Here is a 25,464-nt window from a genome sequence, read left to right as displayed (position 1 = left end):
TTTATCATTCAACCCCTTGGTGATCAGTCATTGACCAATTGCATGATTTCGAACGCGTTCAGTGCCGCGCCTCGCAGCAACTGGTCGCCGCTGATAAACAGATCCAGCCCGTGATCGCCGTAGATCAGATTGTAGCGAATCCGTCCTACTTCCACGGCGTGCTTATAGGTCGAGGTCATGGGCATCGGATAAACGCCTTGCTTGGGTTCATCCACCACCTCGACACCTGGCGCAGCCGCCAGGAGTTCACGCACCTGGGCCAGTGATTGCACCGGCTTCCTGAAGCGCAGGCTCAGGCTCTCGGCGTGGGAACGCAGGGTCGGTACCCGAACCGCCGTCGTGCTGATGGCCAGCTCCGGCTCGTCCAGGACCTTGCGCAGTTCCCAGACCACTTTCATCTCTTCGCGGGTATAACCGTTGTCTTCAAACGAATCGACTTGAGGGATCACGTTGAACGCCAGGTTGTGGGCGAAGTTTTCGCTGCCGTCCTGATCGCCATAGTCACTGAACGCCTTGGCCTTTTCACGCAACTCCAGCATGGCCGGTTGGCCCGCACCGCTGGCGGCCTGGTAAGTGGAAATGATCGCGCTTTCAAGCTCGTATGCGTCGTGCAGCGGTCCCAGCACCATGAGTGCGATGGCCGAAGAACAGTTGGGATTGGCAATCAGTTTTTCGCCCTTGTAGCGTTGACCGTTGATCGGCGGTACAAGCAGCGGGATATTCGGGTGATAGCGAAAAGCCGAGGAGTTATCGATAACGTAGGAATTTTCAGCCAGTCGCTCACCATATTCCAGGGCAAACGCCCCGGAAACACACAGGAAGACGATATCGCACGAGGCGCAGCCTTCGACCGAAAAAGGCTCGATCAGGTGGTCGGTGCTACCAGCCTTCAAGCGCTTGCCGGCCGAACGTTCAGAGGCCATGCAGACCACCTCGTAGTCGGTATCTTCAAGCAATTGCAGCATGGTCATGCCCACTGCACCGGTGCAACCCACCACGGCGACTTTCTTCATTTCGATTCCCTTATCCTGAAAAAACCCGCGCCGCCTCGAGACGGCGCAGGCGGGTATGTCATGCCGTACGCATTTGCACGGACAACCTGGCGGCCGCCGCTGCACGCTGGACCCGGATGGAGTTCAAGGTAAACAACGCAAGCGCCAGCCAGATGAACGAGAACGCCGCCAGTTTCAACGACGAGACCGGTTCACCATAAACGAATGCCGCCAACAGGAAGTTGCAAATTGGCGGGACGAACTGCAAGAAGCCCAGCGTGATCATCGACAGCTGCTTGGCCGCCAGACTGTACCACCACAAAGGCAACACCGTGATCAGACCCGTCGCGACCAACAGCAGATCGCGAGTACCCGACTGCAGGAACTGGTGCCCTTGGCCCTGGGCCTGAGCCCACACCAGGAACAGCGCCGCGAACGGCAGCAGCACGGCAATTTCCAGCGTCTGGATGACCACCGGATCACCCGGTACCTTTTTCTTGAAGATGCCGTAGAACGAATAGCAGAAGCCGATCACCAGCGCGATCCATGGGAATGAATGCAGGTTCAGCAGCTCGAACGCCATCAATGTCACGCCTGTGACGGCGAGGAAGATCGCCCAGGTTTGCAGGGCCGTGAGACGCTCCTTGAAGATCACCCGCGACACCACCATGCTCATGATCGGGCTGAGGAAATAGCCGAAGGCCACCTCCAGTACGCGCCCGGTCATGATCCCGTAGATGTACATCAGCCACCAAAGCCCCAACACCGCGGACACCGTGAGCACATTGGCCGGGCGAACGGTCTTGAGCGTAGCGCGCAACGTCCCGACCCGCGCGGTCAACAACACCAGTGCCAGGAGAAACAACTCGGCGAACACCACCCGCCAGGACAGCAGATGATAGGCATCGAGCCCGGCCAACGGCTTGTACCAGAGCGGGTACGAGCCCCAGAGCAGCGTGGCGCCGAGCCCGAAGGCGACGCCTTGTCCGGATTCGTTCTGGGCAGTCATTGGCGTCCTCCAGCGTTGAGTTTGCGCTCGATGCCATCCCAGTACACTTCCATCAGGTGCAGGTACTGTTCAATGCCTTCGGCGAACAGACGACGCTCTTGCGGCGTCTGCAGGTGTTTTTCCATGACGTTGAACACTGCGTTGGAGTGGCCGACTTCGACTTCCATGTGCAGCGTCCAGAAGAACCGGCCGCGTTCGCTGACGCCTTCCTTGATCAAGCCATCGTTGTATTTGGAAACCATCGATGCGGACATCGCCTCGTCGGCGAACAAGCCACCCAGTGCCTTTTGCAATGGCGGTTTGCTGTAGAGCGCGCAAATGCCGTCGTTCAACGCCTGAGTGCTGGGCAGGCACTTGTAGGCCTCGATCTGCTCCTCGCTGATGCCCTTGTCGTGCAGGAACTTGCGGTACAAGTCGGAATGGGAATGGGTTTCCCCCAGTTCATCGCGAGCGTTGAAGGCGATGGTGCGAAGGACTGCCTCGTCACGGGTGATGGTGGAAATCCCACAAACATAGAACGGCAGGTATTTGAAGTAGTGCAGGGTTTCCAGGTACAGCACCTGGCTTTGCTCCGGCGGCAGACCGTGCTCGGCATAGGCGTTCAGAAATGGGTGCTCGGTCGCGCGATGCTTGAGGATGTATTCGATCTGCTCATCCATGAACAACTTGAGCTCCAGATCGACGCCTTCGTTGCGTACGACATAGGCGGTTTCGGATTGAAACGTTTCTTGAGTGATGGACATGGCCTGCTTCCTTGAGCCCCGGGGGCAACGTTGATTTTCCAAATATGAAACCGGGCGGACACCCATCCGCCCGGCCGCTCGCCGTCAGGCCTCTTCGGTGGTCCTGGCCTTGGTATCCCAGATCACTTCGATACTTTCGTGGGCGACATCGGTTCGCCGGTCATGGGCACTGGCCCAGCATGTGTTGAGAATGATCCGAGTGGTTTCCTGCTGGATCGGTACCACGTGGTGCAACGTGGTATCCGACTTGAGGAAATACACATCACCCTTGAGGTGGTGATACGACTTGATCGGGTTGTTGAGGATGTACTGCCAGATCTGCGGGTTCTGCTTGTCCCACTCGCTGTGCGGCACGCACTGGAGCACGCCACCGATCGCCGGGTCCTCGGGCGCCTCGATGATCCAGATCATGGTGTACGGGTAATCACCCCAATGCCAGCCATGGGTATCGCCCGGGTGGCTCAGTTTGGTGATCAGGTATTGCTCCTGCTCCCAGCAGGACGCCAAGTCGTCGCCGGCAATATTGCCCAAGAACTTACGCAGCGACTCGGATTGATAAAGCGCGGGAATGAACGTCCCGCCCTCGGCGATCTCCGGTTGGTTGACGTTATACATTTTGCGGTAGGTATTACCGGTGGATGGAACCGTCACATCGCGGCGCACCGAATACTCGTCCAATAACGCATGAACTTCGGCATGAACATTTTCCAAAATCCTTTTCGGCAGAAAGGAAAAGTTTTTGAAGTTGAAGTAACCGTCGCGGCGAAATTCATTACGAATCTGCTTCATCCGGTTTTCATCCTGCAAAAGAGCCTGGAAATGCTTGGCCAGTTGCTGCTCCATTACTTCAATAACCAAGCTGGACGTTTGTTCGCTCATTTATCGCTCCATTCCATTGTTATCGGTCGGTGTTACAAATCCACGGGAGGCAACGCACTCGGAGTCGACGAGTTGCGTACCGGAAAGATTTTCTTTTCTTGCAGATTCATCAGCGGACCGGTCATCAGCGTCGTGACGATGGTCATGACCACCAGGGCGGTAAACAGCTCGCTGCCGATGATGCCCATGTCCAGGCCGATCTTGAGCACGACCAGTTCCATCAGGCCGCGGGTGTTCATCAGTGCACCGATGCTCAGCGACGTCGACCAGGAGCAACCCACAAGCCGAGCGCCCAGCGCGCTGCCGAATATCTTCGCAGTGACAGCCACGAGCAGGATCACCAGCAGCACCCAGGCCCCAAGCCCGGTGAACGCCGACGAGGTGGTGCTCAAGCCGGCCAGGGCAAAGAAACAGGGCATCAGTATGATCAGCGATACGTGCTCCAGCCGTTCGATGATCATGTCCAGCAAACGCTGGTCACGCGGCAAGCACAGGCCGAACAGGAAGGCACCAAATACGGCGTGCACTTGCAGCGCGTGGGTCAGGCTGCCATAGATCATCACACCAGCCAGCAACGCCACGAGCACCATCGGTTGCGCAAGCTTTCCTTCGGCGGCGAGCCAACGGTTCAAGAGGGGCTTGAGCACCAGGAACGAAAAGGCCACCAGCAGTAACAGGCAACCACCCCGGACGACCAGGGCCATCCAGTCACTGTCCTGACCGTTCACCATCGCGACAGCGGCAATCAACATCCAGGCGACCACGTCGCTCATGGCGGCGGCCAGCAAGGCGATCGCACCGGTCTGCGTACCGAGCATGCCGCGTTCCTTGAGGATCCGCGCCAGTACCGGAAAAGCGGTGACGGAAAACACGGTGCCTATGAACAAGACAAAGGCCAACCGAGACGTCCCGGTGCTGGCGAAATGTTCGTACAGCCAGGGAGCTATCGCGGCGCCGAGGGAAAAAGGGATGACAATGCTGAAGGCGCCGATGACCATGGCATGGAAGCCGGTCTTGCTCTGTTTCAATGGGAAACGAAACTCGGCACCAATGACGAACATGAACAACAATATGCCCAACTCGCTCAGGACTTTGAGCTGGGTGATAGCGCTGCTATCGAATAGTTGCTGATGGAAGGAGGGAAACAACTGGCCCAGTACAACGGGGCCCAACATGAAACCGGCAATCATTTCTCCAACAACCTGTGGCTGCCCCAAGCGATTGAGCGCGGCACCCAGGAGTTTTGCTGACAACATGACAAACACTATCTGGATCAGCAACATAGTCCTTTCCCTTACAACGTCCAGGTTAATCCGGTTACAACTCACAACTCCTTCAACGCCGTTATCCGTTAACAGCGTCCGTAACAGAACTCAATAAGATGCGCGCACTTGGCCTGTCCGTACGAATCGAATTCTGTTGAAGCAGGAATAAATCTGGAAGTGACAATCCTCTACCGGTGCGATGGGGTGGGGTACCGGTAATGCGGCGATCACCTTTGTGGGGTGCAGCCGTCTTGGTTTTCCTGATTGCCTGGCAGCGATTGTAGGGGCAGGGGACTGTCCGCTACAGTGCAGCAGACGACAATAAACGGTGAATTTACGCCAAATGAATGCTCTTCCTGGAACAGTGGCCATCCTCGTCTATGAGGGCCTTTGCGTATTCGAATTCGGCATCGCCCTCGAGATCTTCGGGCTACCCCGCCCAGAACTGGACGTCCCTTGGTATACCCACCGCATCGTTGCCGTCGACGAGGGGCCGATGCGTGCGCTGGGAGGATTGCAAATCTCCGTCGACGCGGGTCTGGAAGAGCTTGAAACCGCACAGACCATCATCGTCCCTGGTTGGCGCAACCGTTATGAGCGGCCCCCCGAAGCGCTCTTGCAAGCCCTTGCAAGAGCCCATGCCCGCGGTGCACGCCTGCTGTCCATCTGCTCGGGGGTGTTCGTGCTCGCCGCCACAGGGCTGCTCGATGGACAAACCGCTACCACGCACTGGCAATTTTCCAAGGAACTGGCCGAACGATTCCCCAACATCAAGGTTGACCCTAATGTGCTCTACGTCGATTCCGGCCAGGTGATCACCTCAGCCGGAAGTGCCGCCGGTATCGACGCCTGCCTGCATTTGATCGCTCGTGATTTCGGCACGCACATCGCCAACTCGGTGGCCCGACGCTTGGTAATGGCGCCACAGAGAACCGGCGGCCAGTCGCAATTCATCGTCGCCCCGGTGTGCAAGTCACCGCGCAACGAGCTGACGCGCGTGTTGCAATGGATCCGCGAGCACCTGGACCAACCGTTGAGCGTGGCTGACATGGCGGCTCGCGTGGCCATGAGCGAACGAACCTTTTTGAGGCGTTTCATTGAAACCACGGGACTGTCGCCCAAGGCCTGGCTTCAGCAGGAACGACTGAACCGCGCTCGCGAGCTGCTGGAAAGCACCGATCAAAACACCGCCGGTATCGCACACGCCTGTGGGTATCGGTCAGTGGAAAGTTTCCGCGCAGCCTTTCGCAACGCGGTGGGCCTGGCTCCCTCGGCCTACCGTGAGAGATTTGGCAGCGATGAAATCAGCAAGCAAGCGGCCTGGGCAGCCAACTGCTAATCCAGCAACCGATGCAACTTGGCGTACTGCAACAACATGATGGTCTTGCCGTCACAGATTTCGCCGGTCTCGATCATGCCCAGGGCCTGGTCGAGCGGCATCTCCAGCACTTCGATCTCTTCCCCTTCGGCCTCAAGCCCGCCACCTTCGTGCTGCTTGTCTTCGTCGAAGTATTCACCGACAAAAAAATGGATCCGCTCGGTCACCGAGCCCGGGCTCATGAACGCCTCGAATACCTTGCGCACGTCCTGGACGACATAGCCGGTTTCTTCCTGGGTTTCCTTGCGGATGCAGGTCTGCGGATCATCGTTGTCCAGCAGGCCGGCGCAGGTTTCGATCAACAGGCCGTCGTGCCCGTTGACGAACGCCGGGAAGCGGAATTGCCGGGTCAACACCACGGTCTGCTTGGCTTTGCTGTAAAGCAGGATGGTGGCGCCGTTGCCGCGGTCATAGGTCTCGCGGGTCAGCTCGCGCCATTGGCCGTTGCGGCCGAGGTAGTCATAAGTGGTCTTGCGCAGGATGTACCAATTGTCCGAGAGGACCTCGACCTGCTTGATACGTACGCGGTCCTTGATGCTGCTTGCCTGGGTCATTTTCCACTCCGTTCGAGACCAAAGCCCCTATTTAAACCTATTACAACGATACCGGAACGCGAGGCAGTGCTCGCTTGTGGGCTGTCTTGAGGTAAGCGCGTTCAATGATCTGCTGCGCCTGCGGCGACACTTCTTCGCCCATCAGGTACGCATCGATTTCCTCGTAGCTGCAGCCATACGCCACTTCATCCAACTTACCGGGCGCCAGGTCTTCCAAATCAGCGGTCGGCGCCTTGCGCACCAGGTGCGCCGGGGCGCCCATCGCGTCGGCCAGCAGTCTCACCTGGGTCTTGGTCAGCCCGGACAGCGGTGCCAGGTCGCATGCGCCGTCGCCAAACTTGGTGAAAAAGCCCATCACCGCCTCCGCCCCATGATCGGTGCCGACCACCAATCCGTTGCTCAGATTGGCAATGGCGTATTGCGCCAGCATCCGGGCGCGGGCCTTGGCGTTGCCTTTGGCAAAGTCGGTGAGTTCGGCCGAAGGCTGCAAGCCATCGATGGCAATGCTGCCCATCAAGCCGTCAACGCACGCGGCAATGTTGCTGATGGTGATCAAGTCCGGCCGGATGAAGTCCAGGGACGCCTGGGCGTCCTGCTCGTCAGCCTGGGCCTTGTACGGTAGCCGGACGGCGATGAATCGCGCCGCGTAGTCTTCATTGCGCAGTTGCTCCACCGCCAATTGGCATAGGCGGCCGGCGGTGAGCGAGTCGACGCCGCCACTGATCCCCAGGACCAGGGACTGGCAACCGGATTCTCGCAGGACCTGCTTGATGAACTCGACGCGGCGGGCGATCTCGCTGGCTTCGCCGCCCTGAGTGAGTTGACGGTCGATGCCCAGTTCCTGGGCAATGCGTTCTTGCAGAAACGATGTCATATCAAGCTCCCAACTGTGGATTGATCAGGGCAACGTTGAACACTTGGGCGGCGTACCGCAGAAACGAGGCATCCTCGCAGACGTTCTTGATCGGATCATCGGAGAACTTCACCACCGGCTCGCCGTGGACCCGCACCAGCTTCATGACGATGCTCAGCGGTTCGACACCGTCGACATCGCAGGCCAGGCTGGTGCCCATGCCAAAACCGAACTTGGCCTTGCCGCGAACGTGACGCAGGATCGGCAGGCATTTTTCGAAATTGAGGCCATCGGAAAACATCAGGTCCTTGGTTCGCGGGTCGATACCCAGTTCCTGGTAACGCCCCAGCACCTTGTCAGCCCAGACGATCGGGTCACCGGAATCCTGGCGCAGGCCGTCATAGAGCTTGGCAAAATACAGGTCGAAATCCTTGAGGAAAAAGTCGGTGCTGATGCAGTCCGTCAGGGCGATACCGAGGCGGCCGCGATACTCGTGCACCCAGTTTTCCAACGCCGCGTTCTGGCTCTCGCGCAAGCGTCCGAGTTGCTGGTGCACCATCAGCCACTGGTGAGCCATGGTGCCGATCAGGGGCAGATCGAATTCGTAAGCCAAGTGCGCGTTACTGGTGCCGACAAAGACCCCAGGAAAATCGCTGCGCATGACATTTACCACTTCCCGCTGGGCCCGGAACGACAGCCGACGACGGGTGGAAAAGTCTGAAACGCGAAACTCGGCGAGTTCTTCACGGCTGGCATTTTTCTCCAGCCATTCGAATTTCTGGTACAGCTTGCGGGTGACGTCGGCCAACTCGACTTCGGGATACTTCTCACGATTGCGCAGTTCGCTGACCATCGCCAATACCGGCTGCTCGAACATGATGCAGTGCAGCATCGGACCACGGACGCGGATGTGCAGTTGGCCGTCGACCTCCGAAACGTGGATGTAGCGCAGATTGAAGCGAAACAGCCCGAGAAACTGTTCGAAGTCCGGTGTCAGGTACTCACGGAAACGCTTGTTGAACAGAAACCGCTGCTCCCCCTCGCGCAGTTGCAACCCGGCGAGTTTCTCCAGTTCGACACGAATATCCGGGATCAGGTGACCGAGCCGCTCCTTGGAGCGGACGATGAACTGGTATTCCACCTCGACATTCGGGTGCTGGTGCAAGACCGCCTGCATCATGGTGAAGGTGTAGTAGTCGGTGTCCAGAAGACTCTGGATGGTGCCGCTGGTTGTATCGAATGCACTGTCCATGTCTCTTCCTTATGCGTTTGCCTGGCGGAGGGTTTCTTCGCGCGTCGCGGCCACCGCGATGCCTGCTTGATGCATGTCCTGGATGGCTTGAATGGCGCCCTCCTCACTGATGGCCCGGCAGGCCGGGAGGTGAACGATCACCTTGAAGCCAGCGGCGGCCAGTTGCAGGGCGGTGGTCTTGACGCAGAAATCCAGCGCCAGCCCGCCGACTATGACCTGCTCCACAGGCTGGGCCTTGAGGTACTCGATCACCCCGGTGGACAACTTGCCGTGCAGGTCGTGGTAGCAGGCGCCGTACGGGTGCAAATCCGGCTCTACCCCCTTCCAGACGAAATAGTCGTAGTCGTATGGCGTCGGCAATTGATCCAGCAGGGCGAAACCTTCGGTGCCGGGAACGCAGTGGCTGACCCAAGTGATGTCGGCGTGCTCGAGCCCGGTCGGCACGAACATTTGTGTGTGGTCGGCGACCACCCAAGGGGCCAGGGGCGAATGGGCGTCCTTGCTGCCGACGCGGAGGCTGGCCAGGGACGCGATGAAATTCAGCTCACCGGCAATCTGGTCACCGCCCGGCACCGGAAGCTCGTCAGGGCACAGCGGTGTGAAGCTCTTTTGCGCATCGACATCGAAGGAAGCGGTTTTCCGGATCAGGCTGTTCATGCTGGGTTTCTCCTCTTCATGGTCACGAGAGTATATGTGATGTACTTTCATGACAAGCCAGGCACGAAAAATATTTTTGGCCAAGCTTCCATGCTTAAGCAAAGCAACTAGAAGAATCAGGTTTACATAAAAAGGATTTTGCCTATAGAGTACATGTCATGTACCAATCGAGGATAAGCCATGTTCGAGATTGCCCTGTATGGCGGCGCCTTCAATCCCCCTCATGCCGGCCACGCTCAAGTAATGATCGAGGCCTCACGCTTTGCCAGACGCGTGCTGGTGGTCCCCAGCTTCCGGCATCCCCACGGCAAGCAAATGGTCAACTACGAGGTTCGCCTGAACTGGCTGGAGTCGATCGTCGAAAAGGTGCAACCACTGTGCCGCGCCGAAGTGCGCGCAAGCCGGGTGGAACAGGTCGTGGCCCGTGGCGTTGAAGGCGCCATCTACAGCTACACCCTGCTCGCCCACCTCGCCGACAGCCTGGCTCTGGACGGCAAGCGGATCGCGTTGGTGGTGGGCCAGGATGTCGCCGATTTGCTGCCGACGTTCTATCGAGGTGAGGAATTGCTGGAGCGCTTTTCCATTCTTCGCGTGGAGGAAAAGATCCACGTGCGCAGCACGGTGGTTCGCGAACGACTGGCCTTGGGCAAGCCGCTGCCCACCCACTGGATGGCTCCGGGCATGAACCCGTTAAACTATGACCTTTACGCTACCCACGGAAATCGACATGCCCACTAGCCCAGCCGCCGCGCGCGGTTATCTGCACACCATCGACCTTTGTGTGCTGCGCTTCTGCCGGGAGACCCAGGCGCTGGAAATCCTCCTGAACCGACGGGAAGCCGAGCCGTTCGCCGGCCATTGGGCGTTGCCCGGGATCGTGGTCAATGGGGACGTCGAAGATCTCACGCTGAACGACGCTGTGGAGCGCCTGCGCAATTCAAGCAAGGTCGGCATGCCGCTGGCCTGGATCGAACAGGTCGGCACCGTCGGCGACGCGTTCCGCGATCCGCGCTGCTGGTCGTCCTCGACGTTCTACCTGGCGATTCTCAGCGACACGGTCCAGCTCGCCGAACACCAGGGATTCTTTCCCCTCAAGGATGTCGCAGACGCCTCGATCAAACTCCCTTTCGACCACAACAGCCTGGTGGCGGCGGTCCAGGAACGGTTGCTGTCCAAAGCCCTCTACAGCAGCCTGCCGTTGATGTTCCTGGGCCCGGAATTCAGCGCGCCGGAAGCGGTGGATATTTTCTCCGTGGTACTCGGTCGTCCGGTGCTCAAGACCAGCATGCGCCAGCGTCTGCTGAAAATGACCGAGGCGGGTTATCTGCAGGAAACCGGCCGCAAAAAAGCCGGCGAAGGCGGCCGCCCGCAACGCACGGTGGAAAATCTCAAACCGGCCAGCGTTTATCTTTTTGACCGGTGTTTTCTGGAGTAGCGCTTAGCGCGCAAGCGTGAATACTGCGCCAGTTTCTTCGTGGTTTGCGTTGCTGCTGATCCACAGCAGCATATGAAACTATTTTTTAATAATTGCGGGAATAATCAAGAAATACCTTCAGTCACTCCAGCCCGGCAGTAAAGACCTTACCCGGATTCATCAGCCCCGCCGGGTCCAGCGTGCGCTTGATAGCACGCATCAACTCGATCTCCAGCGGGTCCTTGAAGCGAACCGCCGCCTCAGGCTTGGCTTGCCCAAGGCCATGCTCGGCGCTGATGCTGCCGTTGAAGGTGCTCGTCATCCGGTAGATGACCTGCATGATCGCCTGTTCCCGCGCCTTGAACGAGGCGTCCGCGTCGCCGATCGGCTTGCTGATGTTGTAGTGCAGATTGCCGTCGCCCATGTGGCCATAAGAAACGATGCGCACGCCCGGAAAGTCCTGTTGCAGCGCGCGGTCGGTGCGCTCGATGAACTCCGGTATGCGGCTCACGGGCACGCTGATGTCATGCTTGAGGCTGGGGCCTTCATGGTTCTGTGCTTCGGAAATGCCTTCGCGCAGCGCCCACAGCGCCGCGGCCTGTGCCTGGCTGCCGGCCAATACCGCGTCGATGACCCAACCAAGCTCGAAAGCATGGGCCAGGCCATTTTCCAGCAACGGAGCCAAGGAGGCGTCGGGGACCGTGTCGCGCAGTTCAATCAAGGCGTACCAAGGATGTTTCGCTTCCAGAGGGTCAGTGCAGCCGGCCACATGGTCCAGGACGAAATCCAGGCTCTGGCGCGACATCATCTCGAAGCCTGTCAGGCGATCAGCGCACAGGCTGCGCACATGGCCGATCAAGTCCACCGCCGCTTGAGGCGAAGGCAGCGCGACCCAGGCGGTCGCCGTGCTGTGGGTCGCCGGGAACAATTTCAATACCGCAGCGGTGATGATACCCAGCGTGCCCTCCGAGCCAATGAACAAATGCTTGAGATCGTAGCCGGTGTTGTCTTTGCGCAAGCCCCGCAAACCGTTCCAGACGCGACCGTCCGGCAGCACCACTTCCAGGCCTAGGGTCAGCTCACGCATGTTGCCGTAACGCAGCACAGCCGTGCCGCCGGCGTTGGTCGCCAGATTGCCGCCCACCGTGCAACTGCCCTCCGCCCCCAACGACAGCGGAAACAAACGTCCGGCCTGGCTGGCGGCGTCCTGTAGCTGCCGCAGGATCACCCCCGCCTCTACCGTAATGGTTTCATTGGCCAGGTCGATGTCGCGGATGCGCTTCATCCGGGTCAAGGACAACACCACTTGGTTGCCAGAGGCATCGGGGATCGAGCCGCCACATAGCCCGGTGTTGCCGCCCTGCGGTACCAAGGCAATCTGGGCGTCGTGGCAGATCCGAACAACCTCGGCCACTTCTTCGGTGGTGGCCGGGCGCACCACCAAGGCGGCCTGGCCTTGATAGGCGTTACGCCAGTCCGTCAGATAGCCTTGCATCAGCTGGGGGTCGCGCACCCATCCTGCCTGCCCGACCACCCGCTCGATGCGCTGGAACACTTCATCGTTCAACGAAGACATCCCTCTCTCCTCAACCGTTACAGAAGCCGCCCGAACCCTGGCTGGCCGGGCGTCCAGCTCGCTCACTGACAGCCCAAGGCCAAGGCTGCAACACGGGCGCGCGTTGCAGCAGCCAATGCGGTGGGCTAGCTGCGCATCAGTTCAATCGCAGCACTTTTGCGGTTGCGAATGACCGTCACCAGATGCCAGGAAATGGACGCGGCGGCCAGGATGAGGAAGCCCGCCGAGATGGGGTTGGTCAGGAAGCCGCCGAAGTTGCCATCGGACAGCATCAGGCCTCGGCGCAAGTTGGTTTCAGCCATCGGGCCGAGAATGAAACCGATGATGAACGGTGCGATCGGCAGACCGCTTTTGACGAACCCATACCCCAGCAAGCCAAACAGCAGCACCGCCCAGACATCGAAGATCCGGCTGTTCAGGCCAAAGGCGCCGACCACGCAAAGCACCAGGATAATTGGCAGCAAGATGTGCTTGGGCACCGCGAGCAACTTGATGAACATGCGCAGGCCGTAGAACTCCAGCACCAGCATCAGCACGGAAGCGAGGATCAGCGCGGCGAAGATCGTGTAGACCAGTGGCGCCTGGCTGATGAACAGCAGGGGGCCGGGCTGGATGCCGTGGATCATGAAGCCACCGAGCATGACCGCCGTGGTGGTATCGCCGGGAATGCCGAGCGTCAGCAAAGGAATCATCGCGCCGCCGATGCCAGCGTTGTTTGCCGTCTCGCTGGCGACCACGCCGTCGATCTTGCCTTTGCCGAACTCCTCGGGTGTCTTGGAGCGTTTCTTCGCCACGATGTAAGAGACGATATTCGACGTACCGGCACCGATGCCGGGCAAGATGCCAATGCCCAGGCCGATCAACGAAGAACGGGTGGCATTGGGCAACTGGCCGACAAACTCTTTCATCGAGAAACCAAAACCTTTCACGCCTTTCATGCTGACGTGCTGGGGTTTGGCCCGGTGGCTCAGGCGCGCGCTCTCGGCGAACTTCAGCACTTCGGCAACCGCGAACATACCGATCATCACGGTCAGCATGGCGAAGCCGCCGTTGAGGCTCGGCAGGTCAAAGGTAAAACGACGGATCGCTTCGACCGGGGCGATACCCACGGTGGAGAAGGCAAAACCCAGGGCACCGGCAAACAGGCCTTTGACCAGCGAGCCGGTGGACAGCGTGGCGATCAATGTCAGCGAGAAAATCGCGATGGAGAAGTATTCGTGCGGGCCAAAGCTCAGGGCCAGTTCCGCCAGAATCGGGGCGATGAACATCAGCGCCGCGATACTGAAGATCGTGCCGAGAAACGAGAACACCACGCCAATGCCAAGGGCCTTGACGCCATGGCCTTGCTTCATCAACGGCCAGCCATCGAACGTCGTCGCGATGGAGGCCGGCGTACCCGGTATGTTGAGCAATATCGCCGATATCAGCCCTCCCGAGGTGGCGCCAACGAACAACGCCACCAGCAACGCCAGGCCAGGGCCGGGTCCCATCGAATACGTCAGTGGCAAGCACAACGCGATCGCCATGGTGGCCGAGAGCCCGGGCACCGCACCGAAAACGATCCCCACCGCAACGCCGAGGGTAATCAGGAGAAAGACGTAGGGTGTCAGTACGGCTGCGAAGCCTGTTTGCATGAGTTCAATCATGGCCGTCCCCTAGAAATCCAATAAACCGACAGGCAGGAGCAAGTCGAAGCCATGGCGAAAGATGTAGAAAATCAGGACCGCCGAGACGACAGCGATCAACGCGTAGCGCAGGTGCTTGACCTTCTGTTCCGCAGGGGTCAACACGATGAACTGGACATACAGATAGAGCGCGGTCGTGATCAGGAAACCCACCGGCTCCATCAGCGCCGTGTAAAGCAGCACCAATGCCAGGGTTTTGAACACGGTTGGGTAATCAATCGCCTCTGGCTTTTCTGCGGGTTCGGCGCGTTTATCCGGCAGCTTTCGCCACATCCACAATTGCAATGCGCCCAACAGGCACAACGAGACGGCGAGCACCCAAGGCACAAACGCGGCATCGATCGTTCCACGACGCGGCAGGTTCATGGTCAGGACCAGATACGCCACGCCGGCGCCGAGCATGGCCAGGCCGGCGATCAGCTCGTTTCTCTTGTAGGAATCCATACAGGCTCCTTTAGCGGGTAAGGACGGGGTTCGGACGCTTGCCAGCGCGGCACGCGCCCGAACCGTTACGCAAAATTATTTGGCTTTACGCATCTCGTCCTTGAACTGCATGAAGTTGTCGCGGGTTTTGTTCAACGTGGCGATGGCTTCTTCGGTGCCCTGGAAGCTGACCGGCTGCTTGAACGACTTCTTCAGCTCCTCGGCGTATTCCGGCTCTTCGGTGATTTTCTTCATGGTATCGGCCATTTTCTTGACGATGGCCGGGTCGGTGCCTTTCGGGAAAGCGACGACGTAAGGCTTGTCCAGGACCAGGTCGACGCCTTGCTCCTTGAAGGTCTTGACGTCGCCCAGCAGCGCGTTGCGTTCGGCGTTGGGCTGGCCCAGGGCGCTCATCTTGCCGCTGGAGATGTAGTCCTGGACCGAGCCATAGCTGATGGCGCCCAGATCGATGCGCTTGCCCAGCAAGGCGACGATTTTTTCGGACACGGTGCCGCTGTCGACCATTTTCAGTTTCACGCCGGCGAGCTTCTCGAACATCAAGCCTTGCAGGTGCGAGAAGTTGCCCATCTCGGTGCCGTAGGTAATGGTGCCGGGCTTGGCCTTGGCCTTCTCGACCAATTGGTCGAGGGTGTCGATACCCGAGCTTTTCGCCGAGACGAACACCGCGCCTTTGTCGACGCCGGCGATGCAGGAGATATCGAACGCATCGAAACGGTCTTCGGACAGCCCCGCGACCTCGTTGACGATCAATTGGCCGGTGTGAGTAAACAGAATGGTATTGCCGTCCGGCGCCGCGCTCTTGACCGCATCGGCGGCAATCGTCCCGCCCCCACCGGCCATGTTGGTGACGACCATGGTCTTGCCGGTGACCTTGGTGAAGTACTTGGCCATCATCCGTGCGTTGAAATCGGTGTCACCGCCGGCGTTGGCGATCACCACCACTTGCACCGGACGGCTTGGCCAGTTGCTGGCGTCGGCGGCCATTGCGGTGCCGGCGGTGAGGCTCAGAAACGAGGCGATCAAAGAGGCGCAGAGTGTTTTCTTCATTATTGTTCTCCGGGTGCTGCCATTCATTGGGGGATTGAAGCTGAACGAGAAACGGACACGCCCGGTGGTAACGCCTGATGGGACAGGCGAAAGTGCTTGGGTGTGGGAAGCGAGGCGTTCGGTAGTAGCTGTGAGCCCGCTCGGGACTCCTCGGATAAGAAAGAAGGTACTCGGCGCACGGCGTTAAAGCGTGGGACCGGAGGACTGCATACTCTCTGGGTGGCAAATGCAGGAGACATGGCTGCACCTTTTAGTTTTTATTATTTTGATGTCATACGTTGTCGTATGACTGGATATCATCACCTCTACCCCATGTTGTCAACGCAGTTATTCCGCGACTCACCGTGAATACGACGAACAGGGTTGAGTAAAAAGCTCGAATTCGGATTTCCTTGCTGATCCAAACGGCGAAACCCATTTTCTCGCGGCCATAAAAAACCCCCGGAATTCAGGGGGTTAGTTTGGTCAGTGGGCCAGGCGCCAACCGTCAGGTTGAGCGTCTGTGCCCGCGCGCGACGCCGTTATTCAACCGTTACCGATTTTGCCAGGTTACGCGGCTGGTCCACGTCGGTGCCCTTGAGCACAGCCACGTAGTAGGACAACAACTGCAGCGGGATCGTGTAAAGAATCGGCGACAGGATGTCGTGGATATGTGGCATGTGCACCACATGGGTTCCCTCGCCATTGGTCATGCCCGCCTTCTCGTCCGCGAAAACCACCAATTGGCCGCCACGGGCGCGCACTTCCTGCAGGTTGGACTTGAGCTTTTCCAACAGCTCGTTGTTCGGCGCCACGGTGACGACCGGCATGTCGTTATCCACAAGCGCAAGCGGGCCGTGCTTGAGTTCACCCGCCGGGTAGGCCTCGGCGTGAATGTAGGAGATTTCCTTGAGCTTCAACGCCCCCTCCATCGCCACCGGGAATTGCGCGCCACGACCCAGGAACAGGGTGTGATTCTTCTCGGCGAACAGCTCGGCGATTTTCTCCACGGTGCTGTCCATCGCCAAGGCTTCGCCCAGGCGAGCCGGCAAGCGGCGCAGTTCTTCTACCAGCTTGGCCTCGACGCCCTCCGCCAGCGTGCCGCGTACCTGGCCCAGGGAAAGGGTCAGCAACAGCAGGCCCACCAATTGCGTGGTGAACGCCTTGGTCGACGCCACGCCAATCTCACGACCGGCCTGGGTCAGCAGCGTCAGGTCGGACTCACGCACCAGCGAGCTGATGCCGACATTGCAGATTGCGAGGCTGGCGAGGAAACCCAATTCCTTGGCGTTGCGCAGGGCAGCCAGGGTGTCGGCGGTTTCGCCGGACTGGGAAATGGTCACGAACAGGGTATCGGGCTGCACCACCACCTTGCGGTAGCGGAACTCACTGGCGACTTCGACCTGGCACGGGATACCCGCCAGCTCCTCGAGCCAGTAACGCGCGACCATGCCGGCGTGATAGCTGGTGCCGCAGGCAACGATCTGCACGTTGCGGACCTTGGCGAACAGCTCGGCAGCCTGCGGGCCGAAGGCCTGGACCAGCACTTGATCCTGGCTCAGGCGACCTTCGAGGGTGCGCTGCACAACGGCCGGCTGCTCATGGATTTCCTTGAGCATGTAATGGCGGAACTCGCCCTTGTCGGCGGCTTCGGCGCCGTCGCGGTACTGGACGGTTTCACGCTCGACGTTTTTGCCATTCAGGTCCCAGATCTGCACGCTGTCGCGGCGAATCTCGGCGATATCGCCTTCTTCCAGGTACATGAAGCGGTCAGTGACCTGGCGCAGCGCCAGTTGGTCGGAGGCCAGGAAGTTTTCGCCAAGGCCCAGGCCGATGACCAGCGGGCTGCCGCTGCGGGCCGCGACCAGGCGATCCGGTTGTCTGGCGCTGATCACCGCCAGGCCATAGGCGCCATGGAGTTCCTTGACCGTGGCCTTGAGCGCCACGGTCAGGTCCGCCAGATCCTTGAGCTTGTGGGCGAGCAAATGGGCGATGACTTCGGTGTCGGTGTCCGAGGTGAACACATAGCCGAGCGCCTTGAGCTGTTCGCGCAAGGCTTCATAATTCTCGATGATGCCGTTGTGCACCACCGCCAGGTCGCCGGAAAAATGCGGATGGGCGTTACGCTCGCACGGCGCGCCATGGGTGGCCCAGCGGGTGTGGGCGATGCCCAGGCGACCGATCAGCGGCTCGGCATCCAGGGCCCGTTCCAGCTCGCTGACCTTGCCCGGACGACGCATGCGCGCGAGCTTCTCATCATTGGTAAAAACCGCTACGCCGGCACTGTCGTAGCCGCGATATTCGAGACGTTTGAGGCCTTCAAGCAAGATGGCCGTGATGTTGCGTTCAGCAACGGCGCCGACAATTCCACACATGCTATTTCTCCTGGCTGACAGACGCGCAGATGACATTGATGCCGCGGGCCTGGATCTGATCGCGTGCCTCCACGGGCAGGCGATCATCGGTAATTAAGGTATGGACGCTGCTCCACGGCAGTTCCAGATTGGGGATCTTGCGGCCGATCTTGTCGGCCTCCACCATCACGATCACTTCGCGCGCGACCTCAGCCATTACACGGCTCAGGCCCAGCAGTTCGTTGAAGGTGGTTGTGCCACGCGCCAGATCGATGCCGTCGGCACCGATGAACAACTGGTCGAAGTCATAGGAGCGCAGCACTTGCTCAGCGACTTGGCCTTGGAACGATTCCGAATGCGGATCCCAGGTGCCACCTGTCATCAGCAGCACCGGCTCGTGCTCCAGTTCGCTCAAGGCGTTGGCGACATGCAGGGAATTGGTCATCACCACCAGCCCCGGCTGATTGCCAAGCTGAGGGATCATGGCGGCAGTGGTGCTGCCACTGTCGATGATGATGCGCGCATGCTCGCGGATCCGCTTGACCGCGGCCCGGGCGATGGCTTGTTTGTATTTGGACACGGTCTGGGCGCTGTCGGCCACCAACTCCTGGGGCATCGGCACCGCGCCACCGTAGCGACGCAGCAGCAGGCCGTTGGTTTCCAGGGCGGCCAGATCCTTGCGAATCGTAACTTCGGAGGTTTCGAAGCGCTTGGCCAGTTCATCCACGCTGACTTCGCCCTGCTCCTGAAGCAAGGCGAGGATGTTGTGGCGACGCTGTGGTGTGTTGCGCTTTGACATGGCGGCTTAAGTTTCGATTCGAAAGATAACGTAAGCAATCAAAACCTATTGAAGCGATATCGTCAAGGCGCCCGGAGAAAAATTCAGAAATTACGCAAATCGAATGTGGGAGCGGGCTTGTTCTCGAAGGCGTTGGGTCAGCCGAATAGTTCGTTACTGACCCAACGCCTTCGCGAGCAAGCCCGCTCCCACAGGGATTGTGGATAACTTTTAAGGCTTCTTGATCTTTTCCGGCCGCTTCCAGCCGTCGATGTTGCGCTGACGGGCGCGTCCGACTGCCAATTGGCCTTTATCCACATTTTGGGTCAAGGTCGAACCGGCTGCCGTGGTTGCACCGCTGGAGATATCCACAGGCGCCACCAGGGAGTTGTTGGAACCAATGAACACATCTTCACCCAAAACGGTTTTCCACTTGTTGGCGCCGTCGTAGTTGCAAGTGATGGTCCCAGCGCCAATGTTGGTGCGGGCACCGACTTCCGCGTCACCCAGGTAGGTCAGGTGGCCGGCCTTGGCGCCTTCGCCCAGGTGCGCATTCTTCAGCTCGACGAAGTTACCCACATGCGCCCGGGCTTCCAGCACGGTACCGGGACGCAGGCGGGCAAACGGACCAGCATCGCTGCCCTCCCCCATGACCGCACCGTCAAGGTGGCTGTTGGCCTTAACCTCCACGCCTTTGCGCAGGGTGCTGTCCTTGATGACGCAGTTCGGGCCGATGACCACGTCGTCCTCGATGACAACCTTGCCTTCGAGGATGACGTTGATGTCGATGACCACATCGCGACCCACGCTGACTTCACCACGTACGTCGAAACGAGACGGATCACGCAGGGTCACGCCTTGGGCCATCAGGCGACGGGCAGCACGCAATTGATAATGGCGCTCCAGCTCGGCCAGTTGCCGGCGGTCGTTGGCGCCCTGCACTTCCATGGCATCGAGCGGTTGCTCGGTGGCGACGGCCAGCCCATCGGCAACGGCCATGGCGATCACATCGGTAAGGTAGTACTCGCCTTGGGCATTGTTGTTCGACAGGCGACTCATCCAGTCACCCAGCCGCTCAGCCGGCACGGCGAGAATCCCGGTGTTGCCTTCGGTGATGGCGCGCTGGGCTTCGTTGGCGTCCTTCTGCTCGACGATCGCCGTGACCTGGCCTTCTGCGTTGCGCACGATGCGGCCGTAGCCAGTCGGATCAACCAGCTCGACCGTCAACAGACCTAGCTGCCGTGGCGCGACATGCTTGAGCAAGCGCTGCAACGTTTCGACTTCGATCAGCGGCACGTCACCGTAGAGAATCAGCACCGTATCAGCCGTTATGAACGGTACAGCCTGGGCCACCGCATGGCCAGTGCCTAGTTGCTTGTCTTGCAGCACAAAATTCAGGTCATCCGCCGCCAGGCGCTCACGCACCGCATCGGCACCATGGCCGATCACCACATGGATGCGCTGTGGATCAAGTTGCCGCGCGCTGTGGATAACATGACCGAGCATGGAATTGCCGGCGACCGGATGCAACACCTTGGGCAGCGCCGAACGCATGCGGGTGCCCTGACCGGCCGCGAGAATAACGATTTCGAGAGACATGACTGGCTACCAATCCTGGGTGGTCAGCGGCTGCGACCAGATGATGAGTATCGGAAAAAGAAAAAGGGTAGCCGAGGCTACCCTTTTTAATCAATCGCACAGAAAGCAGACGGCTTAGCCGCCGAACTTCTTGCGGATCTGCTGGACGGTACGCAGCTGGGCTGCGGCCTCGGCCAGACGTGCGGCAGCAGAACCGTAATCGAAGTCCGCGCCTTTTTCATGCAGAGCCTTCTCGGCGGCCTTGACGGCCTCCTGAGCAGAGGCTTCGTCCAGGTCGGCAGCACGCTGCACGGTGTCGGCAAGAACCTTGACCATGTTCGGCTGAACCTCGAGGAAACCACCGGAGATGTAGAACACCTCCCTGTCCCCGCCCTGCTTGGTCAGAGTAATCGGACCTGGCTTCAAGCTGGTGATCAGCGGTGCGTGACCCAGGGCGATACCAAGATCACCCAGCTCACCGTGCGCAACCACAAACTCGACCAGACCGGAGAAGATTTCCCCTTCCGCACTGACGATATCGCAATGGACTGTCATAGCCATCTGATTGCCTCAACCTAAATTAGCGCCCGTTGCCGGGCGCCGGGATTACAGTTTCTTGGCTTTCTCGATCGCTTCTTCGATGCCGCCGACCATGTAGAACGCTTGTTCTGGCAGGTGGTCGTAGTCACCGTTGAGGATGCCTTTGAAGCCAGCAATGGTGTCTTTCAGGGAAACGTATTTACCCGAGGCACCGGTGAAGACTTCAGCCACGAAGAACGGCTGCGACAAGAAGCGCTGGATCTTACGAGCACGGTTTACCAACTGCTTGTCGGCTTCCGACAGCTCGTCCATACCCAGGATCGCGATGATGTCCTTCAGCTCTTTGTAGCGCTGCAGCACGTACTGGACGCCGCGAGCGGTGTCGTAGTGCTCCTGGCCGATCACGTTCGGGTCCAGCTGGCGCGAAGTCGAGTCCAGTGGGTCTACCGCTGGGTAGATACCCAGGGAAGCGATGTCACGGGACAGAACGACGGTGGCGTCCAAGTGGGCGAAGGTGGTCGCTGGCGACGGGTCGGTCAAGTCGTCCGCTGGTACGTATACCGCTTGGATCGAAGTGATCGAGCCTTGCTTGGTCGAAGTGATGCGCTCTTGCAGCACGCCCATCTCTTCAGCCAGGGTCGGCTGGTAACCTACTGCCGAAGGCATACGGCCCAGCAGTGCGGATACTTCGGTACCGGCCAGGGTGTAACGGTAGATGTTGTCGACGAACAGCAGAACGTCGTTACCTTCGTCACGGAACTTCTCGGCCATGGTCAGGCCGGTCAGGGCTACGCGCAGACGGTTTCCCGGCGGCTCGTTCATCTGGCCGTAGACCAGTGCCACTTTGTCCAGAACGTTGGAATCCTTCATCTCGTGGTAGAAGTCGTTACCCTCACGAGTACGCTCACCCACACCGGCGAACACGGAATAACCGCTGTGCTCGATGGCGATGTTACGGATCAGTTCCATCATGTTTACGGTCTTGCCAACACCGGCGCCACCGAACAGACCGACTTTACCGCCCTTGGCGAACGGGCAAACCAGGTCGATAACCTTGATGCCAGTTTCCAGCAGCTCGTTGCCACCGGCCTGTTCAGCGAAGGTTGGCGCAGGACGGTGAATGCCCCAGCGCTCTTCGGTGTCGATCGGGCCAGCTTCGTCGATCGGGTTGCCCAGTACGTCCATGATCCGGCCCAGGGTCGCTTTACCGACCGGTACGGAGATGGCTGCGCCAGTGTTGTTGACGTCCAGACCGCGCTTCAAGCCTTCGGTGGAGCCCATCGCAATGGTACGAACCACGCCGTCGCCCAGCTGCTGCTGAACTTCCAGGGTGGTTTCGGCGCCTTGAACCTTCAAGGCGTCGTAGATGCTCGGTACGCTGTCGCGTGGGAATTCCACGTCGATAACGGCGCCGATGATTTGAACGATACGTCCGCTACTCATAGCTGGATCCTCTGAATATTTGAACCGTTAAACCGCGGCAGCGCCGCCGACGATTTCCGAGATCTCTTGGGTGATCGCAGCCTGACGCGCCTTGTTGTAGATCAGCTGCAAATCGCTGATCAAATCACCGGCGTTGTCGGTAGCGTTCTTCATCGCGATCATCCGCGCCGCTTGTTCAGCTGCGTTGTTCTCGACCACCGCCTGGTAGACCTGCGACTCCACGTAACGGACCATCAAGCCGTCGAGCAGCTCCTTGGCATCCGGTTCGTAGAGATAGTCCCAGTGGTGCTTGAGTTCCTGTTCCGGGGTCGCCACCAGTGGAATCAACTGCTCCACGGTCGGCTGTTGCGTCATGGTGTTGATGAACTTGTTGGATACCACGGACAGGCGGTCGATCCGGCCTTCCAGGTAAGCATCCAGCATCACCTTGACGCTGCCGATCAGATCATTGATCGACGGCTCTTCACCCAGGTGGCTGATAGCAGCGACGACGTTACCGCCGAAGTTGCGGAAGAAAGCCGCACCCTTGCTACCGACCACGCACAGATCGATCTCGACGCCTTGTTCGCGGTTTACCGCCATGTCCTTGACCAGGGCCTTGAACAGGTTGGTGTTCAAGCCACCGCACAGACCACGGTCACTGCTCACCACAACGTAACCGACGCGCTTGACGGCGCGGTCGATCATGAAAGGGTGGCGGTATTCCGGGTTGGCGTTGGCCAGATGACCAATCACCTGGCGGATGCGCTCCGCATAAGGACGGCTAGCAGCCATGCGCATTTGTGCCTTGCGCATTTTGCTGACCGCCACTTTTTCCATGGCGCTGGTAATCTTTTGCGTGCTTTTGATGCTCGCAATCTTACTGCGAATCTCTTTTGCGCCTGCCATGTAACACCTATCAGGTTAGCAAGCGGGAGCCTTGCGGCTCCCGCTGCGGCTTACCAGGTTTGGGTGGCCTTGAACTTCTCGATACCGGCTTTGAGGCCAGCGTCGATTTCGTCATTGAAGTCACCTTTAACGTTGATCTTCGCCATCAAATCGGCGTGATCGCGGTTGAAGAAAGCAATCAGCGCTTGTTCGAAGCTGCCGATCTTGGCGATTTCAATGTCAGTCAGGAACCCACGCTCAGCGGCATACAGCGACAGCGCCATGTCAGCGATCGACATCGGTGCGTATTGCTTCTGCTTCATCAGCTCGGTAACGCGCTGACCATGCTCAAGTTGCTTACGGGTCGCTTCGTCCAGGTCAGAAGCGAACTGGGCGAATGCCGCCAGTTCACGGTACTGGGCCAGGGCGGTACGGATACCACCGGACAGCTTCTTGATGATCTTGGTCTGAGCGGCACCACCCACACGGGATACCGAAACACCGGCGTTAACTGCAGGGCGGATGCCCGAGTTGAACATGGCCGATTCCAGGAAGATCTGACCGTCGGTGATGGAAATCACGTTGGTCGGAACGAACGCGGAAACGTCGCCAGCCTGGGTTTCGATGATCGGCAGGGCGGTCAGGGAACCGGTCTTGCCAGTCACGGCGCCGTTGGTGAACTTCTCTACGTACTCTTCCGAAACGCGGGATGCGCGCTCCAGCAGACGGGAGTGGAGATAGAACACGTCGCCTGGGTAGGCTTCACGGCCTGGTGGACGGCGCAGCAGCAGGGAAATCTGGCGGTAGGCCACTGCTTGCTTGGACAGATCGTCATAAACGATCAGCGCGTCTTCACCGCGGTCGCGGAAGTATTCGCCCATGGTGCAACCGGAGTACGGTGCCAGGAACTGCAGGGCAGCCGATTCGGAGGCGCTGGCGGCAACGATGATGGTGTTGGCCAGTGCACCGTTTTCTTCCAGCTTGCGAACCACGTTGGCGATGGTCGATTGCTTCTGACCGATTGCCACGTAGACGCAGAAGATACCGCTGTTCTTCTGGTTGATGATCGCGTCGATCGCCAGAGCGGTCTTACCGATCTGACGGTCACCGATGATCAGCTCACGCTGGCCACGGCCGACAGGGATCATGGCATCGACAGCCTTGTAGCCAGTCTGTACAGGCTGGTCTACCGACTTACGCCAGATCACGCCAGGAGCAACTTTCTCGACCGCATCGGTCTCGGTGTTGTTCAGCGGACCTTTGCCGTCAACTGGGTTACCCAGTGCGTCGACTACGCGACCCAGCAGTTCCTTACCGACTGGAACTTCGAGGATGCGGCCGGTGCACTTGGCGCTCATGCCTTCAGCCAGAGTCGTGTACGCGCCCAATACCACGGCACCTACAGAGTCTTGCTCCAGGTTGAGGGCCATACCGTAGACGCCGCCCGGAAACTCGATCATCTCGCCGTACATGACGTCGGCCAGACCGTGAATCCGCACGATGCCGTCAGATACGCTGACGACAGTGCCTTCGTTACGGGCTTGGGAGGTCACATCGAGCTTTTCGATGCGGCCCTTGATAATTTCACTTATTTCGGAAGGATTGAGTTGCTGCATTGCTCTGCTGCCCCTTCAAACTCAAGATTTCAATGCTTCGGCAAGTTTCGCGATTTTGCCGCGAATCGAGCCATCGATAACCAGGTCGCCGGCGCGGATTACAACGCCCCCTATAAGGGACTTGTCTTCCTCGACTTGCAGGCGCACTTCCCGGTTGAGTCGTGCACTGAGAACCTTGGCGAGTTTGTCTTGCTGTTCTTGGTTCAATGCAAAAGCACTGGTCACTTCCACGTCTACCGACTTCTCTTGCTCGGCCTTGTACAGGTCGAACAGAGCGGCAATCTCCGGCAGAAGCGGGAGACGGTCGTTTTCGGCAACGACGTGAATGAAATTCTGTGCCTTGGCATCGAACTTGTCGCCGCACACGTCAATGAACGTGGCGGCCTTTTCTGCGCTCGTCAGTCGCGGGGCCTTGAGCACGCGCTGCATGGTGTCGTCTTGCGACACCGCTGCTGCCAGGCCGAGCATGGCTGACCAATTGGCCAGTTGCTGGTGGGCCTGAGCGTGCTCGAAGGCCGCCTTAGCGTAAGGTCGGGCCAACGTGGTCAGTTCTGCCATGAT

24 protein-coding genes are annotated in these 25,464 nt (G+C 59.2%); 3 read left to right on the top strand and 21 right to left on the bottom strand.

Annotated features, from left to right (window positions below; genetic code table 11):
* Positions 1 to 23 precede the first annotated feature (23 nt).
* The 5 genes from AB4N42_RS03280 to AB4N42_RS03260 form a co-directional block, all read right to left on the bottom strand.
* Positions 24 to 1,013: an aspartate-semialdehyde dehydrogenase gene (locus tag AB4N42_RS03280; protein ID WP_460115861.1), complete on the bottom strand. Its 990-nt coding sequence runs from the start codon at positions 1,011 to 1,013 to the stop codon at positions 24 to 26.
* A gap of 58 nt (positions 1,014 to 1,071) precedes the next feature.
* Positions 1,072 to 2,001, bottom strand: coding sequence for an EamA family transporter RarD (gene rarD, locus AB4N42_RS03275; protein WP_198796150.1), 930 nt, complete (start codon positions 1,999 to 2,001; stop codon positions 1,072 to 1,074).
* Positions 1,998 to 2,744, bottom strand: a complete 747-nt coding sequence (locus AB4N42_RS03270; protein ID WP_198796149.1) for an iron-containing redox enzyme family protein — start codon at positions 2,742 to 2,744, stop codon at positions 1,998 to 2,000. Before AB4N42_RS03270 ends, rarD begins: the two co-directional genes overlap by 4 nt.
* 84 nt (positions 2,745 to 2,828) lie before the next feature.
* Complete coding sequence (locus AB4N42_RS03265) at positions 2,829 to 3,623, bottom strand: HalD/BesD family halogenase (RefSeq protein WP_030139054.1); 795 nt, start codon at positions 3,621 to 3,623, stop codon at positions 2,829 to 2,831.
* A 32-nt stretch (positions 3,624 to 3,655) separates the two neighbouring features.
* Positions 3,656 to 4,879, bottom strand: coding sequence for a cation:proton antiporter domain-containing protein (locus tag AB4N42_RS03260; protein WP_217860709.1), 1,224 nt, complete (start codon positions 4,877 to 4,879; stop codon positions 3,656 to 3,658).
* A gap of 352 nt (positions 4,880 to 5,231) precedes the next feature.
* Here AB4N42_RS03260 and ftrA point away from each other — a divergent pair, with 352 nt between their 5' ends.
* Positions 5,232 to 6,227: a transcriptional regulator FtrA gene (gene ftrA / locus AB4N42_RS03255; RefSeq protein WP_323154757.1), complete on the top strand. Its 996-nt coding sequence runs from the start codon at positions 5,232 to 5,234 to the stop codon at positions 6,225 to 6,227.
* Here ftrA and nudK read toward each other — a convergent pair.
* Genes nudK through AB4N42_RS03235 form a run of 4 tightly spaced genes read right to left on the bottom strand, consistent with a single transcriptional unit; the run spans position 6,224 to position 9,582 of the window.
* Entirely contained in the window at positions 6,224 to 6,820 is a 597-nt protein-coding gene (gene nudK, locus AB4N42_RS03250; RefSeq protein WP_198796146.1) for a GDP-mannose pyrophosphatase NudK, read from the bottom strand. The genes ftrA and nudK overlap by 4 nt on opposite strands.
* Positions 6,821 to 6,860: 40 nt before the next feature.
* Positions 6,861 to 7,694: an ammonia-dependent NAD(+) synthetase gene (gene nadE / locus AB4N42_RS03245; RefSeq protein ID WP_460115860.1), complete on the bottom strand. Its 834-nt coding sequence runs from the start codon at positions 7,692 to 7,694 to the stop codon at positions 6,861 to 6,863.
* A 1-nt stretch (position 7,695) separates the two neighbouring features.
* The gene (gene pncB / locus AB4N42_RS03240) at positions 7,696 to 8,925 is read right to left on the bottom strand and encodes a nicotinate phosphoribosyltransferase (RefSeq protein WP_030139049.1); all 1,230 of its coding nucleotides are present in this window, start codon (positions 8,923 to 8,925) and stop codon (positions 7,696 to 7,698) included.
* A 9-nt stretch (positions 8,926 to 8,934) separates the two neighbouring features.
* Positions 8,935 to 9,582, bottom strand: coding sequence for a nicotinamidase (locus tag AB4N42_RS03235; RefSeq protein WP_460115859.1), 648 nt, complete (start codon positions 9,580 to 9,582; stop codon positions 8,935 to 8,937).
* Positions 9,583 to 9,762: 180 nt separating this feature from the next.
* Here AB4N42_RS03235 and AB4N42_RS03230 point away from each other — a divergent pair, with 180 nt between their 5' ends.
* Entirely contained in the window at positions 9,763 to 10,320 is a 558-nt protein-coding gene (locus AB4N42_RS03230) for an adenylyltransferase/cytidyltransferase family protein (RefSeq protein WP_030139047.1), read from the top strand.
* Positions 10,310 to 11,017 (top strand): NUDIX hydrolase, encoded by a 708-nt coding sequence (locus tag AB4N42_RS03225; protein ID WP_030139046.1) that lies wholly within the window; start codon positions 10,310 to 10,312, stop codon positions 11,015 to 11,017. The genes AB4N42_RS03230 and AB4N42_RS03225 overlap by 11 nt, the downstream gene beginning before the upstream one ends.
* Before the next feature lie 121 nt (positions 11,018 to 11,138).
* Here AB4N42_RS03225 and AB4N42_RS03220 read toward each other — a convergent pair whose 3' ends face one another.
* From AB4N42_RS03220 to AB4N42_RS03165, 12 genes are all read right to left on the bottom strand, one after another.
* The gene (locus AB4N42_RS03220) at positions 11,139 to 12,572 is read right to left on the bottom strand and encodes an FAD-binding oxidoreductase (protein ID WP_198796143.1); all 1,434 of its coding nucleotides are present in this window, start codon (positions 12,570 to 12,572) and stop codon (positions 11,139 to 11,141) included.
* A gap of 125 nt (positions 12,573 to 12,697) precedes the next feature.
* Positions 12,698 to 14,218, bottom strand: a complete 1,521-nt coding sequence (locus AB4N42_RS03215) for a tripartite tricarboxylate transporter permease (RefSeq protein ID WP_030139041.1) — start codon at positions 14,216 to 14,218, stop codon at positions 12,698 to 12,700.
* Positions 14,219 to 14,227: 9 nt separating this feature from the next.
* Entirely contained in the window at positions 14,228 to 14,701 is a 474-nt protein-coding gene (locus AB4N42_RS03210) for a tripartite tricarboxylate transporter TctB family protein (RefSeq protein WP_030139040.1), read from the bottom strand.
* Between the two features lie 75 nt (positions 14,702 to 14,776).
* Positions 14,777 to 15,748 carry a tripartite tricarboxylate transporter substrate binding protein gene (locus tag AB4N42_RS03205; RefSeq protein ID WP_030139039.1) on the bottom strand — a complete coding sequence of 324 codons (972 nt, stop codon included), beginning with the start codon at positions 15,746 to 15,748 and terminating at the stop codon, positions 14,777 to 14,779.
* A gap of 521 nt (positions 15,749 to 16,269) precedes the next feature.
* A complete protein-coding gene (glmS, locus tag AB4N42_RS03200; protein ID WP_323154762.1) occupies positions 16,270 to 18,102 on the bottom strand; it encodes a glutamine--fructose-6-phosphate transaminase (isomerizing) in 1,833 nt (610 codons plus the stop codon).
* A 1-nt stretch (position 18,103) separates the two neighbouring features.
* The gene (locus AB4N42_RS03195) at positions 18,104 to 18,880 is read right to left on the bottom strand and encodes a DeoR/GlpR family DNA-binding transcription regulator (RefSeq protein WP_030139037.1); all 777 of its coding nucleotides are present in this window, start codon (positions 18,878 to 18,880) and stop codon (positions 18,104 to 18,106) included.
* A 210-nt stretch (positions 18,881 to 19,090) separates the two neighbouring features.
* A complete protein-coding gene (gene glmU, locus AB4N42_RS03190; protein ID WP_460115858.1) occupies positions 19,091 to 20,458 on the bottom strand; it encodes a bifunctional UDP-N-acetylglucosamine diphosphorylase/glucosamine-1-phosphate N-acetyltransferase GlmU in 1,368 nt (455 codons plus the stop codon).
* Between the two features lie 114 nt (positions 20,459 to 20,572).
* Positions 20,573 to 20,998 (bottom strand): F0F1 ATP synthase subunit epsilon, encoded by a 426-nt coding sequence (locus AB4N42_RS03185; protein WP_030139035.1) that lies wholly within the window; start codon positions 20,996 to 20,998, stop codon positions 20,573 to 20,575.
* A 45-nt stretch (positions 20,999 to 21,043) separates the two neighbouring features.
* Positions 21,044 to 22,420, bottom strand: coding sequence for a F0F1 ATP synthase subunit beta (gene atpD, locus AB4N42_RS03180; RefSeq protein WP_003187186.1), 1,377 nt, complete (start codon positions 22,418 to 22,420; stop codon positions 21,044 to 21,046).
* A gap of 27 nt (positions 22,421 to 22,447) precedes the next feature.
* Positions 22,448 to 23,308, bottom strand: coding sequence for a F0F1 ATP synthase subunit gamma (atpG, locus tag AB4N42_RS03175; protein ID WP_030139034.1), 861 nt, complete (start codon positions 23,306 to 23,308; stop codon positions 22,448 to 22,450).
* A 50-nt stretch (positions 23,309 to 23,358) separates the two neighbouring features.
* The gene (gene atpA / locus AB4N42_RS03170; RefSeq protein WP_024777788.1) at positions 23,359 to 24,903 is read right to left on the bottom strand and encodes a F0F1 ATP synthase subunit alpha; all 1,545 of its coding nucleotides are present in this window, start codon (positions 24,901 to 24,903) and stop codon (positions 23,359 to 23,361) included.
* Between the two features lie 21 nt (positions 24,904 to 24,924).
* On the bottom strand, positions 24,925 to 25,461 hold the full coding sequence (locus tag AB4N42_RS03165) for a F0F1 ATP synthase subunit delta (protein WP_003187192.1): 537 nt from the start codon (positions 25,459 to 25,461) through the stop codon (positions 24,925 to 24,927).
* Between the last annotated feature and the right edge of the window lie 3 nt (positions 25,462 to 25,464).

It is taken from the genome of Pseudomonas sp. H2_D02, from assembly GCF_054677635.1.
This window is presented reverse-complemented; position numbering and strand designations above follow the sequence as displayed.

Excerpts from the sequence above, each read along its gene's own strand:
- AB4N42_RS03220 (WP_198796143.1), bottom strand. The coding sequence starts at position 12,572 with ATGTCTTCGTTGAACGATGAAGTGTTCCAGCGCATCGAGCGGGTGGTC.
- AB4N42_RS03205 (WP_030139039.1), bottom strand. The coding sequence starts at position 15,748 with ATGAAGAAAACACTCTGCGCCTCTTTGATCGCCTCGTTTCTGAGCCTC.
- AB4N42_RS03230 (WP_030139047.1), top strand. The coding sequence starts at position 9,763 with ATGTTCGAGATTGCCCTGTATGGCGGCGCCTTCAATCCCCCTCATGCC.
- glmS (WP_323154762.1), bottom strand. The coding sequence starts at position 18,102 with ATGTGTGGAATTGTCGGCGCCGTTGCTGAACGCAACATCACGGCCATC.
- ftrA (WP_323154757.1), top strand. The coding sequence starts at position 5,232 with ATGAATGCTCTTCCTGGAACAGTGGCCATCCTCGTCTATGAGGGCCTT.
- atpG (WP_030139034.1), bottom strand. The coding sequence starts at position 23,308 with ATGGCAGGCGCAAAAGAGATTCGCAGTAAGATTGCGAGCATCAAAAGC.
- AB4N42_RS03210 (WP_030139040.1), bottom strand. The coding sequence starts at position 14,701 with ATGGATTCCTACAAGAGAAACGAGCTGATCGCCGGCCTGGCCATGCTC.
- glmU (WP_460115858.1), bottom strand. The coding sequence starts at position 20,458 with ATGTCTCTCGAAATCGTTATTCTCGCGGCCGGTCAGGGCACCCGCATG.
- AB4N42_RS03260 (WP_217860709.1), bottom strand. The coding sequence starts at position 4,879 with ATGTTGTCAGCAAAACTCCTGGGTGCCGCGCTCAATCGCTTGGGGCAG.
- atpA (WP_024777788.1), bottom strand. The coding sequence starts at position 24,903 with ATGCAGCAACTCAATCCTTCCGAAATAAGTGAAATTATCAAGGGCCGC.
- AB4N42_RS03185 (WP_030139035.1), bottom strand. The coding sequence starts at position 20,998 with ATGGCTATGACAGTCCATTGCGATATCGTCAGTGCGGAAGGGGAAATC.
- atpD (WP_003187186.1), bottom strand. The coding sequence starts at position 22,420 with ATGAGTAGCGGACGTATCGTTCAAATCATCGGCGCCGTTATCGACGTG.
- AB4N42_RS03235 (WP_460115859.1), bottom strand. The coding sequence starts at position 9,582 with ATGAACAGCCTGATCCGGAAAACCGCTTCCTTCGATGTCGATGCGCAA.
- AB4N42_RS03165 (WP_003187192.1), bottom strand. The coding sequence starts at position 25,461 with ATGGCAGAACTGACCACGTTGGCCCGACCTTACGCTAAGGCGGCCTTC.
- AB4N42_RS03215 (WP_030139041.1), bottom strand. The coding sequence starts at position 14,218 with ATGATTGAACTCATGCAAACAGGCTTCGCAGCCGTACTGACACCCTAC.
- pncB (WP_030139049.1), bottom strand. The coding sequence starts at position 8,925 with ATGGACAGTGCATTCGATACAACCAGCGGCACCATCCAGAGTCTTCTG.
- AB4N42_RS03195 (WP_030139037.1), bottom strand. The coding sequence starts at position 18,880 with ATGTCAAAGCGCAACACACCACAGCGTCGCCACAACATCCTCGCCTTG.
- nadE (WP_460115860.1), bottom strand. The coding sequence starts at position 7,694 with ATGACATCGTTTCTGCAAGAACGCATTGCCCAGGAACTGGGCATCGAC.
- AB4N42_RS03225 (WP_030139046.1), top strand. The coding sequence starts at position 10,310 with ATGCCCACTAGCCCAGCCGCCGCGCGCGGTTATCTGCACACCATCGAC.
- AB4N42_RS03265 (WP_030139054.1), bottom strand. The coding sequence starts at position 3,623 with ATGAGCGAACAAACGTCCAGCTTGGTTATTGAAGTAATGGAGCAGCAA.
- nudK (WP_198796146.1), bottom strand. The coding sequence starts at position 6,820 with ATGACCCAGGCAAGCAGCATCAAGGACCGCGTACGTATCAAGCAGGTC.
- AB4N42_RS03280 (WP_460115861.1), bottom strand. The coding sequence starts at position 1,013 with ATGAAGAAAGTCGCCGTGGTGGGTTGCACCGGTGCAGTGGGCATGACC.
- AB4N42_RS03270 (WP_198796149.1), bottom strand. The coding sequence starts at position 2,744 with ATGTCCATCACTCAAGAAACGTTTCAATCCGAAACCGCCTATGTCGTA.
- rarD (WP_198796150.1), bottom strand. The coding sequence starts at position 2,001 with ATGACTGCCCAGAACGAATCCGGACAAGGCGTCGCCTTCGGGCTCGGC.